Consider the following 13,097-nt stretch of genomic DNA (forward strand, 5'->3'; position numbering starts at 1 on the left):
GTGTCACTCTATCATAGTGAAGTCAGGAGCCGGAATGCAAGGGAAAACAATGACAGACCATTAGGAAGGGACGAAAAGCCGATGCTGGAAATAGCCAAAGAAGCAGCAAGTGCAGCAGGAGCATTTTTAAAGGAGCGTTTTCTCGAACAGCTTACGCCGGATGAGGAACTGCATAACGACGTGAAGCTGCCGGAGGACAAAGGCAGCGAGCAGCGCATTATCGAGGTACTGCACCGCCATTTCCCGACGCATACGATTTTTTCCGAGGAAGTCGGAATGGTCAGCCGCGACGAAGAATATTTGTGGATTGTCGATCCGCTGGACGGCACGAACAACTACTTTATCGGCCATCCGTACTTCAGTATTTCGATTGCCTTGCAGCACAAGGGCGATCTCGTCCTCGGCGTCGTCTACAACCCGGTGGCAGGGCAAATGTTCTGGGCGGAAAAAGGGAAGGGCGCGTTTTTGAACGGCAGGCGCATGTCGATCAACAACCGGACAGACTTGACGCGCGCAGTCGGGACCTACATCCGCGGGCGCAATACGGTGACCAAGCAGGAGGAGCTGGCCTTTACGGAGCCGTTTGTGCTGAACACGAAGCGGATTTTGCGCAACGTCGCTCCGGCGCTCGACTGGTGTCTGCTCGCCAACGGCTGGCTGGACTATATCGTCATGCAGCGCTCGGGCATCATGGACGTCGCTGCGGGGATCGTCATCGCGAGCGAGGCGGGAGCGACCATCACCGACTGGCAAGGGAAACCGTACCGGCACGAGCCGTTTGCCCAAGATCAGGTGCGCTCGCTTTTGGCGACGAACGGGCATTTGCACGAGCCGATTCGCGGCCTGCTGCTGGAGCAGAGCATGGCGGATTGTCTGCGCTAAGGCTTTGCCGGACTGCCGGTAGCGCGACCTTTTTCACAGGAAACATCGCGGCTGGGGCTTGGGTCGGGACTCTCGCACCAGCTTTTTCCTGTTCATCCGATTTTTTTAATTTTTTGGCAACCAAATGTTTCGTAGCGCGTATAAAATGTTGCGTGTCGTGAAAGAAGCAGCATTTTCGTACAAACGGGGTGAAAAAATGGCCAGATTGGAATATCGGCTGCTGGATGAGGCGAACGGTTACCCGGTCTTGTTTTACTACGACCGGATCGACAAGGACGAAGTGTCCTTGCGCTTTGCCTGCGACTACCTGGTGAAAGGGCATGTCGTCTACGAGAAGACTTCCTGCGCGATTGAGCAGGGGACGTACGTGATCTACGTCCGGCATTCGACGGAGGAGACGGCTGTGGACTACGCGGAGAGGCCGTCCGTGCGCTGGGGGAGCATCCAGATCGAGATGCGGGAGTACCGCGAGAACACACGGCTTTACCCGCTCGTGCACACGTTTTCGTTCAAGGACGACGACGATGCTCTCTTGCACTTGCAAAGCGACTATTTGTACCTGAATGGACGCGAGTGGGAAAAAACATCGGCGGAAGTGGACGAAGATCGCCAGGTGTACATTTTCTACGCGCGGCCGGCAGGGTAGGAGGGAAGAGGATGGCACTGACAAAATCGGCCAAGGTCGTCGGCCTGTTCGTGGCTGCTACGATGGCCATCAGCGGCTGTTCGTCAGACTATGATGACGATTGCTACGACAGAGACAATGACGGCTATTGCGACGACGGAGGAAGCAGCTCGCGCGGCGGGTCGTCCACCTACTACGGAGGCGGCTCGTCGAAAAGCAAGTCGCAAGGCGTATCAAGCGGCATTAGCCCGAGCAGCTCAAAGGGCGGTATCGGCAGCTCCGGCGTGTCCAGCTCGGGGTGAGGCCAGTGGACGTGCGGAACCGAAGAGAAGCGCTGTACGCCCCTTTGCGTGAAGAAGGCATTTTTACATGGGATTGGATGTACGGCGAAGAGTACGCGCTGGCCGATCTGCACCTCATCCCGGCATCGTTTCGAGACGAGCTTGCGACGGCAACGGCTGCGCTGGGCCGGATTTTCACCAAAGTGACGCCTGTACTGCAGCAGGCAGACGACGCGCTCCTGCTCGAACTGGGAGTCCCGCAGCAAGCGCTGCAAACGGTCAGAACCGCCGTTTTGCCCAAGCTGCCTACGGCGATCGGGCGCTTTGATTTTGCCGAGACGCAAGCGGGGCTGAAAATGCTGGAGTGCAACAGCGACACGCCGACCGGGATCGTCGAAGCTTTTTACGTCAACGAGCACGCCTGCCGCTTTTTCGGAGTGAACAATCCGAATGCCGGCATGGACGTCCAGTTGCGCCACGCTTTTGCCAAGCTGCTGCAAGCTTACAGGGACATGGGCTATCCGGTAGAGCACGTCTGGTTCAGCTCGCTGGACTGGCACGAGGAAGACAAGGGCACCACGCTTTATTTAATGGAAAAGACGGAGATCGCTGCCCGGTTTGCGCCGCTGGAAAAGCTGCGCGTCTGGGAGGACGGACTGTACGTGCAGGACGGCGACAGCCTGCTTCCCGTCGATGTGCTGTACCGTTTGCATGCGCTGGAAAAGCTCGCAGACGAGCGGGACGAAGACGGCTACCCGACAGGCGAGCACGTCCTGGCGCTGATTGCGGACAGAAAGCTTGCGATCATCAATCCGCCGTCCGCGTTTTTGATCCAGACAAAGGCGCTGCAGGCGCTCATCTGGAACTTGCACGAGGCGGGCGAGTTTTTTACCGCAGAAGAGCATGCGACCATCGACGCCTACATGCTTCCGACCTATTTTGAAAACCGTTTTGCAGGGACAGAAGACTATGTAACCAAGCCCATTTTCGGCAGAGAAGGGGGCGGAGTGGCCCTGTTTGCGGCAGACGGCACTTTGGTGGAGAAAGACCAGGAGGAATTTTACTGGGAGCAGCCGATGATCTACCAAAAGCGGGTGGAGCTGCCCGAAATCACGGTGCAGACCGTGGCGGGTCCCTACGCCGGACGGCTGTTGTGGGGCTCCTTCTGGATTGGCGGGGAAGCATCCGCAATCGTGGCCCGGGTCGGAGGTCCGATTACAAACAACCTGTCGTATTACTTGCCAGTCGGCATGAAAGGATAGCGAAAAGGAGAGGGGCGCGGCATGATTACGCAATGGAGCTACATACTCAATTTTTTGGCCTATATGGCCGTGACAATTCCGATATTGGCAGTAGGTATTTTCGTGTTTACGTTTACGACTCCGTATAAGGAGTTCGCTCTCATCAAGGACGGGGCGCAGACAGACGACCCGAAAAAAATGGCGGCGGCCAAGGCGGCAGCACACGACCTGGGCGGAAAAATTATCGGGCTGGCAATCGTGCTCGCATCTGCTGTCTACCATTCGGTCAACCTGTGGGATTTGGTTGTATGGGGCCTGGTCGGCATGGTGTTTCAAGTCATCATTTTTTATTTGTTCGAGTGGGTGACGCCGTTCAAGGTCGTGTCTGAAATCCCGAACGGCAACGTGTCTGTAGGCATTTTCGCCTCCAGATTGAGCATTGCGGCAGGCTTGCTGATGGCTGCGCTCATCAGCTACTAGGAAAAAATGGGAATAACGAAGAAACAAGCTGTCGGTGCTGCCGGCAGCTTGTTTGACTGAATCGGATAGCGTAAACTTGCAAGAGCAAACAACCGATTCGGCAAGAACAACCTTTCGCTAAGACGTGGTCGCTCATCATTGAGCAGGATTCGATAGAGGTTTTCTTATCCAGCAAAACGAAAAGATGTGCAAATATATTTTCATCAAGATTTTTTTCAAGAAATAGGAATTGATTATTGACGGCGAAAAACATCCCCTTTATAATTCCGAGTAAACATATATGATTTACAAATTAGGTTTGGATAAGGGGTTTATCCGATGGCAAAAACAGCGGCTTTGGTAATCGCTCACGGTTCACCCGATCCCGACTGGCTGAGTCTCGTAGAGTCAGCCGTCAGGCAGTGCCAGAGCGAGCTGCCGACCCGGGTAGCGTATCTGGGGGGAGTAGAGGGGCGAAGCATCAGTGACGAATGGAAGCGTCTGGAGGCGTCCGGCGCGAAGCGGATCGTCGTAGTTCCCCTGTTTGCTTCGGCGGGGAGCAACCACGTGACAGAAATACGCGCGATGCTCGGACTGGAGCCGTGGCCCGCCTGGGAGACGGAGCAGGTGCGCATTCCGGTTCGCGCGCGGCTGCTCTGGTGTCCGCCGCTGGAAGATCATCCGCTGGTGGAGCAAATCGTAAGCCAGCGCATTCAGGAGCTGTCGAGCGATCCGCGCAAGGAAGCGCTGTTGCTCGTCGGCCACGGCAGCGATTTGCCGGGAGGCCAGGAGCGGTGGGAAAAGCTGTTGCGCCGGATGACGTTTCGCCTGCAAAACCGCTACGCCTTCCCCGCAGCCGGATATGCGACACTGCGGCCGGACACGTTGCGGGAACAAGCCCTGCTGCTTGCAGAAAAAGGAGATGTCCTCGTGCTGCCTCTGTTCGTCAGCCAGGGGTACTTCACCCGCAAGGCGATTCCGGCACGGCTGGCGGAGCTGCCGTACCGCTACAACGGCAGCGCGTACTTGCCTCACCCGCTGATTGCAGACTGGATTGGCCAATCCATTCGCACGGCACTTGTAACAGACCTCTTCACAAAAAGGAGCGTGTATGAGCATGGCAGAGAGAAAACAGTGGAAATGGGCAGATGATCCGTCCCTGAACAAAATGGAGCTGACCAAGCTGGAAAAAGACGGCCTGGACGTCATCGAAACAATCATCAATACCTACTCCAAAGAGGGCTTTGAATCGATTGAATCTTCTGATATGGACCGCTTCAAGTGGGCGGGAGTCTACCAGCAGCGTCCGAAAGACGGCCACTTCATGATGCGGGTGCGCATCCCCGGCGGAATCATGACCAGCGAGCAGGCGAGAGTGCTGGCGAAAATCGCCCAGGACTACGGCCGCGATCTCGTGGACGTGACGACGCGCCAGGCTGTCCAGTTTCACTGGCTGACGGTGGAGACGCTGGCCGATATTTTTGATCGGCTCGCTGCGGCCGGGCTTTCTTCGTTCGAAGCGTGCGGCGACTGTCCGCGGCAGATCATGGGCAATCCGCTGGCCGGAATCGATCCGCATGAAGTGCTGGATACACGTCCGATTGTGGCCGAGCTGGAAAAGTTTTTCCTGCTCAACCGCGACTTTTCCAACCTGCCGCGCAAATACAAGATGTCCATCTCCGCCAACGTCTACAACGCAGCCCACGCGCAAATCAACGACCTCGCCTTTACGCCCGCCAAAAAGCGCATCGCGGGCGAGGACGTAATCGGGTTCCACGTCTGGGTAGGCGGCGGCCTGTCGGCGAAGCCGTACTTGGCGAAGCAGCTTGACGTGTTCGTCCGGCCGGAAGAGGTCGTCAAGGTGGCAGCAGGCGTCACGACCTTGTTCCGCGACTTCGGCTATCGGCAGAAGCGGACGCATGCCCGCCTGAAATTTTTGGTGGCGGACTGGGGACCGGAAAAGTTCAAGGAAGAACTGGTCAAGCTGATCGGCGAACTGGAAACGAGCGGAGAGGATTTGACGAAAGGCTGGAACGGCGGCTATTTTTACGGCTTGCACGAGCAGCGCCAGCCCGGCTACTACTATGCGGGACTGTCCGTTCCCGTCGGCCGGATGAACGCTGCCGAGCTGATCGAGCTGGCGCGCCTGGCCGATGAATACGGGGACGGCACGATCGGAGCCTGCAACACGCAAAACGTCCTCATTCGCAACATCGCCAAGGAAAAGGTGGCGGCATTCCGCGAAGAGCCGCTGATTGTGAACCGCTTCAAGCTAAAACCGAATACGTTTGTCGGCTATGCCGTCTCCTGCACAGGGACTGAGTATTGCAACCTGGCGATCGTGGAGACGAAAGAACGGATGCGCTCGCTCGCCCAATATTTGGACGACACCGTTGAACTGGATACGCCGCTGCGCATTCACATGATCGGCTGCCCGAACTCGTGCGGACAGCGGCAGATTGCCGATATCGGCCTGCAAGGGGCAAAAGTCAAGACGCCGGCCGGGATGGTCGAAGCGTTTGACATCCACGTTGGCGGCACGCTCGAAGAACCGCAATTCAACCGCAAGCTGAACGCGCGAGTGACCGTCGACAGGCTGGGAGCCTTCCTGGCGCAGTTGATTACGTTCTACAAGGAAGAGCGGCTGGAGGGCGAAGAGTACTGGCGCTACGTCGAGCGGGTCGGACTGGCACGCATCCAGGAGCAGGTCGACAGCATTTTGCAAACGGCGTAAAGAAGCCAAAGCCGGACAATAACCGATCACACCCGATCCAAGGAAATGAGGGACTACCATGGCAGAGGAACAAACCGAGAGCTACTTGTACAAACTGGAGGCCGTGCTCGAAGAAGGCCGACTCTTGACCGTGGTCGTGATTGCCAAAACGGACGAGCGCGCTTTTTCGTCCGCGGAAAACAATCTACTGCGGCACACCATCGCTCCGCCGAAAATCAAGGAGCTGAGCCTGGTGGAAAAGAAACCGCTCGGTCGGCAGGGAGTCGGCTACGTCGTCGAAACCTCCCGCTTCAGCCAGTAAGACGAAACAGCTTTTCGCGTTAGGGAAGGCAGCAAGGAGGACTGATCGAAAATGAACGCTGGCAGAGTCTTATTTGTAGGGGCTGGCCCTGGCGATCCGAAACTGCTCACCATTCGCGGGATGGAGGCGCTGCAAAAAGCCGACGTCGTCGTGTACGACCGACTGGCTAGCCCGCTGCTTCTCTCCCACGTCAAAAGGGACGCCCGGCTTGTTTACTGCGGCAAGGAAAGGGACCGCCACACACTGCCACAGGAAGAGATCAACCTCCTGTTGATTCGGGAAGCCAAGCGAGGAAAAACCGTGGTTCGCTTAAAAGGCGGGGACCCGAGCATGTTCGGGCGGGTAGGCGAGGAAGCGCAAATGTGCGTACAGCATGGCGTGCCGTACGAGATCGTGCCGGGGATCACCTCCGGCATGGCGGCCCCGCTGTATGCAGGGATTCCTTTAACCCACCGCGACTACAATTCCTCCGTTGCCTTTGTCACCGGGCATCTGTGCGACAAAAATGCCGGCAAGGAGCCGGACTGGGCAGCACTGGAGCGGATGGAGACGCTCGTCATTTACATGGGCGTGAAAAACTTGCCGCACATCCAGGCGCAGCTTTTGGCCTGCGGAAAAAGCGGGGATACCCCTGTCGCGCTCGTCAGATGGGGCACGGTAGGAGAGCAGCAGACATTGGTCGGGTCGCTTGCGACGATTGACCGCGATGTCGCCAAAGCGGGCTTTTCCGCGCCGGCCATCATCGTCGTGGGCGAGGTCGTCCGGCTGCGCGAGCAACTCAACTGGTACGAATCGCGGCCGCTGTTCGGACAACGGGTGGCGCTTGCGGCCATTCCCGGAGCAGGCGGCAGCGACGCACTGGCGGGCAGGCTGGAGCAGCTCGGTGCAGAAGTCATCGCGATTCCGCTCGTGAAGCGCCCTTTGCTCGCTGTGGATGCTGCTGAATTTCCCGAGGACCTCACGGCATATGGCTGGATCGTGCTCGACGATGCGCAGCAGGCGGAGGCTTTTTTGGCAGAGTTGGGCAGACGGCGGTTTGACCTGCGGCGGCTGACGAGCAAGCTCGCTGTGCGCGGGAAGCAGGCGGCTTTGTTTCTGGAGAGCAGAGGACTGTACCCGGAGCGCGTTTTCGATCACGCGGCCACTCCTGCGGCTATGAGCAGGGAGCTTGCGCGAAACGGCGGGGAGCGGATTTTGCATGTGCGCGCCAAATGCGGGAGTACTCCTGCCCAGTCAGCAGCAGAGTTCCTCCATCTGCCAGCGGGAGGCGTCCTGGAGTGGGAGGAGACACACCCGGTCGTTCCTTGGATGAAAAAGCTGGCGTTTGACTGGTTTGCTGCCGCTGACGGGGAAGTTTTGCCTGCCCTGGCGGATTTTGCAGGAGCGGGTTGGGAGAGTGTGCCGCTTTTTTGCGCCGATGCGAAGACGCAGGAGGTGGCGAGACAAATGGGGTGGCGCGTCGTCATCGCCGAAGACGTGGAGAGCTTGGCCCGAGGAATCCATTCGCGAGAGCAGGTCGCCAGCGCAGCATGCAAGCTGTACGGCACCCCTTCTTTTCTTACGTAACAACAGATTGGCATGAAAGGAGGTAGTGCTCTTCGTGGATTGGAGTTACGTCGCCATCGCCATCGCCTTGTTTTTCGCCATGAATATTGGAGCCAGCGGGACCGCAGCCTCGATGGGGGCCGCGTACGGCAGCGGGGCAGTCAAAAACAAGCTGCTCGCCATGCTGCTCGTAGCCGTAGCGGCCTTGCTCGGGGCAGTGCTGGGCGGCGGCGAGGTCGTCAAGACGATCAGCGGGGGGATTATCCCTGCGAATCTGCTGACGATCGAAGCCGTTGTGATCGTTCTCGCTTCGGCCACGCTGACGCTTTTTGGGGCGAATCTGCTCGGGATTCCGCTCTCGACCAGCGAGGTGACAGTGGGGGCGATCGTGGGCGTGGGCCTAGCCTATCAGTCTTTGTTTGTCGGGCACATCCTCGTCATCCTGTTTTTTTGGGTCGTGGTCCCGGTGGCGGCCTTTATCGGGGCCTACGGGGCAGGCAAGCTGATTCGCCGCGTGGAGCGGCGCTGGCCGTCCTTGCAAAAGCCAGGCTCCAAAGGAGAGCGCTGGCTGACCTTTTTGCTCGTCGCCTGCGGTGTGTATGAAGCTTTTTCAGCGGGGATGAACAACGTAGCCAACGCTGTCGGCCCGCTCGTGGGAGCCGGACTGATGTCGACCGAAAACGGCGTGTGGCTCGGCGGACTGGCCGTCGCTGTCGGCTGTCTGCTCTTGGGAGGAAGAGTGCTGGAAACGAACGGCAAGAAAATTACCACCCTGTCGCTTTTGCAAGGAAGCGCGGTATCGGCTGCAGGCGGTACGCTCGTCATCATCGCTTCGCTGTTCGGGATTCCCGTGCCGCTGACTCAAGCCACGACTTGCGCCATTTTAGGCGTAGGCACGTCGGAGCGAGGCTTCGTCTTGTGGCAAAAAGGAATTATCAAGCAGATCATCATGGTCTGGATCGTCTCGCCAGTTTCTTCGCTGGTCGTTTCGTTCGCCTTTGTCCATCTGTTCCTGCGTTCGGATTTGTACACGCTGGTCGTGCTCGCCAGTGTTTTCGTGGCGACGCTCGGCTTCGTGGGGCTGATCCGGCTGATTCGCAGGGAAAGCAGTTCCATCAACGATCAAGGAGGGGGCATATGAGCCGTCTACACTACGACACGGCGACAGCCGAGCAGCTCGCTGCGATCAACAAAAGTCTCGCCAAGGGAGATACCGTGGATGTCATCAAGTGGGCCTACGAGACGTTTGCCGACGATTTGGTCTATTCGTGCAGCTTTGGGGCAGAAGCGATGGTGCTCATCGACATGATAAGCGATGTAAAAAAAGACGCTCGCGTCACTTTTCTGGACACCCATCTGCATTTTCCCGAGACGTACGAATTGATCGAGAAAGTGCGTGCGCGCTACCCCGACTTGCAATTGACGATCAAGGAGCCACAGCTTTCGCTCGCCGAGCAGGCAGCGGAATACGGCGACGAGCTGTGGACAACCCAGCCCGATCTGTGTTGCCATCTGCGCAAAGTACAGCCGATGGAAAGCGTGCTGAAAGGGACGGTAGCCTGGATGTCAGGGCTGCGCAGGGAGCAGTCCGCGACGAGGGCGGACGTCCAGTTTGTCAATCGCGACGAGAAGTTTCAGTCGCTGAAAATTTGTCCGCTGATCCACTGGAAGGCTGATGAGGTGTGGCAGTACATCCGCGTGTTTGAATTGCCGTACAATGCCTTGCACGATCAAAGCTATCCGAGCATCGGCTGCGCGCCGTGCACGCGTCCGGTCAAAGCGGGCGAGGACGAGCGGGCGGGCCGCTGGGCGCATTTGGGCAAGACCGAGTGCGGGCTGCATCTCGCCAAGTAAGCGTGGGAAAAGAGAACAACGGATATGGATGAGGAGGGCTTGAATGTGAGTGGTAGCATCCCGCATGGAAACGTACTGGTAAACCGTTTTGATCCGACTGCCGACCTGTCGCGCGCGACGGGCGATGTCGAGCTGGACGCTTTTGCGCTGTCAGACCTGGAGCTGATCGCCATTGGAGGGTACAGCCCGATTCGCGGCTTTTTGGATCGCCATGACTACACATCCGTCGTCGAGCGGATGAGACTCGCGGACGGCACCGTCTGGAGCATTCCGATTACGCTCCCTGTTCCGGCGACCGTGGCAGGCGCGCTTCAGCCAGGAGATACCGTGCGTCTGGTCTATCAGAAAGAGGTGTACGGCTTGCTGGAGATTTCCGACATTTACTCGCCGGACAAACGGCAGGAAGCCCGGCTCGTGTATGGCACGGATGACGAAAATCACCCTGGGGTGAAAAAGCTGCTGAGCCGCCCCGATATTTACCTCGGCGGGCCGATTACTTTGGTCAAACGGGCTGACAAAGGGCCGTTTGCCGACTACCACTTCGACCCTGCCGAGACGAGAGCCGCATTCGCCGAAAAAGGCTGGAAGACGATCGTCGGCTTCCAGACGCGCAATCCTGTGCATCGCGCCCATGAATACATCCAGAAATCGGCGCTGGAGATCGTCGACGGCCTGTTTTTGAATCCGCTCGTCGGTGAGACGAAGGCAGATGACATCCCGGCCGATGTGCGGATGAACAGCTATCAGGTGCTTCTGGAAAAATACTACCCGGCTGATCGGGTCAAGCTGGCCGTCTTCCCTGCCGCCATGCGCTACGCCGGGCCGCGCGAAGCGATTTTCCACGCCTTGGTGCGCAAAAACTACGGCTGCACCCACTTTATCGTCGGCAGAGATCACGCGGGCGTCGGCAACTATTACGGTACATACGACGCCCAGCACATTTTCCGCCAGTTCCAGCCCGAAGAACTGGGGATTACGCCGCTGTTTTTTGAGAACAGCTTTTACTGCTCGACCTGCGGCAATATGGCCTCAGCGAAAACGTGCCCGCACGGTTCAGAACATCATGTGGCGCTGTCGGGTACGAAGGTGCGGGAAATGCTGGCGCGCGGCGAAGCGCCGCCTCCTGAGTTCAGCCGTCCGGAAGTGGCGCGCGTGCTGATCGAAGGACTGCGGCCGATCTCGGTGTAACCGAGAAGGATGGAGTTTTTTTCAGAAAAAGAGAAAGGGGGACGCTCATGGCAAAGGAAGGAGTTGCCCACATCGTTTGGCATCCGACGACGGTGACGAAAGCAGATCGGCAGAGGCGGGCAGGGCACAAAAGCTGCGTCCTGTGGTTCACGGGGCTGTCTGGCGCCGGAAAATCGACGTTGGCCAATGCGGTTGAGCAGGAGCTGCATCAGCGGGGCCTGGCCAGCTACGTGCTCGACGGCGACAACATCCGCCACGGCTTGAACAAAGGGCTTGGCTTCGGAGAAGAAGACCGCAAAGAGAACATTCGCCGCATCGGCGAGGTAGCCAAACTGTTCGTGGATGCAGGCGTGATTGTGTTGACGGCATTCATTTCGCCCTATCGTTCGGATCGCGAACTGGCGCGCAGTCTGGTAGAGGCGGGAGAGTTTATCGAGGTGTACGTCAAATGCCCGCTGGAAGAGTGCGAGCGCCGGGACGTGAAGGGACTGTACGAAAAGGCGCGGCGCGGGGAAATCGGGCAGTTTACGGGAATCTCCGCTCCGTATGAGGAGCCGCTGCAGCCGGAGATTGTGGTGGAGAGCAGTGAACAGACGATTGAAGAGTCGGTTGCTGCCGTTCTGGCCTATCTGGAACAGGCGGGAATCCTCACCTATGAGAAAAAGCACGACGCGTAAATGCGCCGTGCTTTTTGTTTTGGCTGTGGATGGAATTAAGGGGTGGTTGTTTCCAATTCTTCCGCCCACTCGGCTTCCAGTTCTTTTTGCCATTTGAGATCGTCCAGCATGCTTTGCGCGAAGAGGCGCATGAAGCCTTTGTCGCTGAAGTTGTTGATCGCTTTTTCGTCTTTGTACAAGTCTTCTGCTGTCAGGCCAGCGTCTTTTGCCGGAACGTCGTACTTGGTCGCTTTTCCGAAGTTGTATGCGTATTGATCGGCGAACAGACCGATTGTCAGCGGTTGTTTCATTTCAGGCGCCTGGAAGGTTACGCTCAGGTCGCTCTTTTGGTGCACAGGCATTTTGTTTTTGTCTACGTAGAAGTCGAGGTTCCAAGCGAGGTTGTGGAAGCCTTCTTTTTTCATTTCTTCTACGATTTTTTCAGGCGTGTACACTTTGCCTGTTTCGTCCAGCCATGCTTTTGCTTCTTTCAAGCCTTCGGTGACGGTTGCTTCGGCGTTGGCGCGTTTTTCTGCCTCGGTCGTTTTGCCCATTTCCGGATACATTTCTTCGGTCAGGGAGTTGGTCAGAACCATCATGTCGATTGCGAACGCTTTTACGTCCTGGCTCGCTACCGCGTCGTTGGCTGTGAAGAAGAACATTTTCACCAGTTCTTTGGCGTCGATCTTCACCGTTACGTGAGTCGCTTCTACTTTTTCGCCGTTAGGCAGCGTGACGGTTTCGATGCCGAGGTTTTTCGCGTCAGCCAGCTTGTAGCCGTACTTGCCCACGTATTTTTTGATGAAGTCCAGCGTCAACTGGTTCATTTTGTCCTGGTATTCTTTCAGCTTGGCAGGGTTCACCTTGTCGTTTCCGTTCACGCCAGTGAGAGCGCCGGAAGCGTTCGCGTCGATCAGCAAGTATTTGCTGTCGAGCGGAGATTTTACGAATACTTTGTCATCGCTGACTACCAGCTCGACGGACGCTTTTTTGTCGCCAGTCCAGAGCTTGTTGTCGCGCAGTACCTTGTCGTCGTTCACTTCAAACTGAACCTTCGCATTTTTCAGATCGAGCTGGGATCCTTTTACAGTCACGCCCGCTTTCATGGCAGACAAGATCGCTTGTCCCTGTTTGTCCGGTGTCGCTTCCCCGAAAGCTTCCGGCAATTTGTCTACGTCGCCTGTCAGCTTCAAGGTTCCTTGGAAATCGTAGTTTGGTTTATCAATGGATGCCACGATAGAATCGCGCACCAGTGAAGCTTCACCAGCACATCCTGTCAGTACCAGCATCCCCGCGAGCAGCAGGGCGCTCCCCTTTTTCCACATGTGTGT

The 13,097-nt window shown here is 57.3% G+C and carries 14 protein-coding genes; 13 read left to right on the top strand and 1 reads right to left on the bottom strand.

Going from position 1 to position 13,097, the window contains the following annotated elements; translation table 11 throughout:
• The first annotated feature begins 81 nt into the window (after positions 1-81).
• From M655_RS07740 to cysC, 13 genes are all read left to right on the top strand, one after another.
• Positions 82-882 (top strand): inositol monophosphatase family protein, encoded by an 801-nt coding sequence (locus tag M655_RS07740; protein ID WP_005828393.1) that lies wholly within the window; start codon positions 82-84, stop codon positions 880-882.
• A 196-nt stretch (positions 883-1,078) separates the two neighbouring features.
• Positions 1,079-1,528, top strand: coding sequence for a hypothetical protein (locus M655_RS07745; RefSeq protein ID WP_025843876.1), 450 nt, complete (start codon positions 1,079-1,081; stop codon positions 1,526-1,528).
• An 11-nt stretch (positions 1,529-1,539) separates the two neighbouring features.
• The gene (locus M655_RS07750) at positions 1,540-1,809 is read left to right on the top strand and encodes a hypothetical protein (protein WP_005828395.1); all 270 of its coding nucleotides are present in this window, start codon (positions 1,540-1,542) and stop codon (positions 1,807-1,809) included.
• 11 nt (positions 1,810-1,820) lie between these two features.
• Positions 1,821-3,050, top strand: coding sequence for a glutathionylspermidine synthase family protein (locus M655_RS07755; protein ID WP_005828396.1), 1,230 nt, complete (start codon positions 1,821-1,823; stop codon positions 3,048-3,050).
• Between the two features lie 21 nt (positions 3,051-3,071).
• Positions 3,072-3,509: a DUF350 domain-containing protein gene (locus M655_RS07760; RefSeq protein ID WP_005828397.1), complete on the top strand. Its 438-nt coding sequence runs from the start codon at positions 3,072-3,074 to the stop codon at positions 3,507-3,509.
• A gap of 318 nt (positions 3,510-3,827) precedes the next feature.
• Positions 3,828-4,640 (top strand): sirohydrochlorin chelatase, encoded by an 813-nt coding sequence (locus M655_RS07765; protein WP_005828398.1) that lies wholly within the window; start codon positions 3,828-3,830, stop codon positions 4,638-4,640.
• Positions 4,606-6,222 carry a nitrite/sulfite reductase gene (locus M655_RS07770; RefSeq protein WP_005828399.1) on the top strand — a complete coding sequence of 539 codons (1,617 nt, stop codon included), beginning with the start codon at positions 4,606-4,608 and terminating at the stop codon, positions 6,220-6,222. Before M655_RS07765 ends, M655_RS07770 begins: the two co-directional genes overlap by 35 nt.
• Before the next feature lie 58 nt (positions 6,223-6,280).
• A complete protein-coding gene (locus M655_RS07775) occupies positions 6,281-6,523 on the top strand; it encodes a DUF3906 family protein (protein WP_005828400.1) in 243 nt (80 codons plus the stop codon).
• A gap of 51 nt (positions 6,524-6,574) precedes the next feature.
• Complete coding sequence (cobA, locus tag M655_RS07780) at positions 6,575-8,089, top strand: uroporphyrinogen-III C-methyltransferase (protein WP_026557850.1); 1,515 nt, start codon at positions 6,575-6,577, stop codon at positions 8,087-8,089.
• 34 nt (positions 8,090-8,123) lie between these two features.
• Positions 8,124-9,209: a sulfate permease gene (cysP, locus tag M655_RS07785; protein WP_026557851.1), complete on the top strand. Its 1,086-nt coding sequence runs from the start codon at positions 8,124-8,126 to the stop codon at positions 9,207-9,209.
• Positions 9,206-9,922 (top strand): phosphoadenylyl-sulfate reductase, encoded by a 717-nt coding sequence (locus M655_RS07790; RefSeq protein ID WP_005828403.1) that lies wholly within the window; start codon positions 9,206-9,208, stop codon positions 9,920-9,922. Before cysP ends, M655_RS07790 begins: the two co-directional genes overlap by 4 nt.
• A 45-nt stretch (positions 9,923-9,967) precedes the next feature.
• Positions 9,968-11,110, top strand: a complete 1,143-nt coding sequence (gene sat / locus M655_RS07795; RefSeq protein WP_026557852.1) for a sulfate adenylyltransferase — start codon at positions 9,968-9,970, stop codon at positions 11,108-11,110.
• Positions 11,111-11,157: 47 nt separating this feature from the next.
• Positions 11,158-11,787 carry an adenylyl-sulfate kinase gene (gene cysC, locus M655_RS07800; RefSeq protein ID WP_005828405.1) on the top strand — a complete coding sequence of 210 codons (630 nt, stop codon included), beginning with the start codon at positions 11,158-11,160 and terminating at the stop codon, positions 11,785-11,787.
• A gap of 35 nt (positions 11,788-11,822) precedes the next feature.
• Here the strand turns inward: cysC and M655_RS07805 are convergent, their stop codons facing one another.
• Positions 11,823-13,091, bottom strand: a complete 1,269-nt coding sequence (locus M655_RS07805) for a hypothetical protein (RefSeq protein WP_005828406.1) — start codon at positions 13,089-13,091, stop codon at positions 11,823-11,825.
• Positions 13,092-13,097 lie beyond the last annotated feature (6 nt).

It is taken from the genome of Brevibacillus sp. NSP2.1 (genome assembly GCF_000470975.2).
Lineage (GTDB): Bacteria > Bacillota > Bacilli > Brevibacillales > Brevibacillaceae > Brevibacillus > Brevibacillus agri.

Excerpts from the sequence above, each read along its gene's own strand:
- M655_RS07740 (WP_005828393.1), top strand. The coding sequence starts at position 82 with ATGCTGGAAATAGCCAAAGAAGCAGCAAGTGCAGCAGGAGCATTTTTA.
- M655_RS07745 (WP_025843876.1), top strand. The coding sequence starts at position 1,079 with ATGGCCAGATTGGAATATCGGCTGCTGGATGAGGCGAACGGTTACCCG.
- M655_RS07750 (WP_005828395.1), top strand. The coding sequence starts at position 1,540 with ATGGCACTGACAAAATCGGCCAAGGTCGTCGGCCTGTTCGTGGCTGCT.
- M655_RS07760 (WP_005828397.1), top strand. The coding sequence starts at position 3,072 with ATGATTACGCAATGGAGCTACATACTCAATTTTTTGGCCTATATGGCC.
- M655_RS07765 (WP_005828398.1), top strand. The coding sequence starts at position 3,828 with ATGGCAAAAACAGCGGCTTTGGTAATCGCTCACGGTTCACCCGATCCC.
- M655_RS07770 (WP_005828399.1), top strand. The coding sequence starts at position 4,606 with ATGGCAGAGAGAAAACAGTGGAAATGGGCAGATGATCCGTCCCTGAAC.
- M655_RS07775 (WP_005828400.1), top strand. The coding sequence starts at position 6,281 with ATGGCAGAGGAACAAACCGAGAGCTACTTGTACAAACTGGAGGCCGTG.
- cobA (WP_026557850.1), top strand. The coding sequence starts at position 6,575 with ATGAACGCTGGCAGAGTCTTATTTGTAGGGGCTGGCCCTGGCGATCCG.
- M655_RS07790 (WP_005828403.1), top strand. The coding sequence starts at position 9,206 with ATGAGCCGTCTACACTACGACACGGCGACAGCCGAGCAGCTCGCTGCG.
- cysC (WP_005828405.1), top strand. The coding sequence starts at position 11,158 with ATGGCAAAGGAAGGAGTTGCCCACATCGTTTGGCATCCGACGACGGTG.
- M655_RS07805 (WP_005828406.1), bottom strand. The coding sequence starts at position 13,091 with ATGTGGAAAAAGGGGAGCGCCCTGCTGCTCGCGGGGATGCTGGTACTG.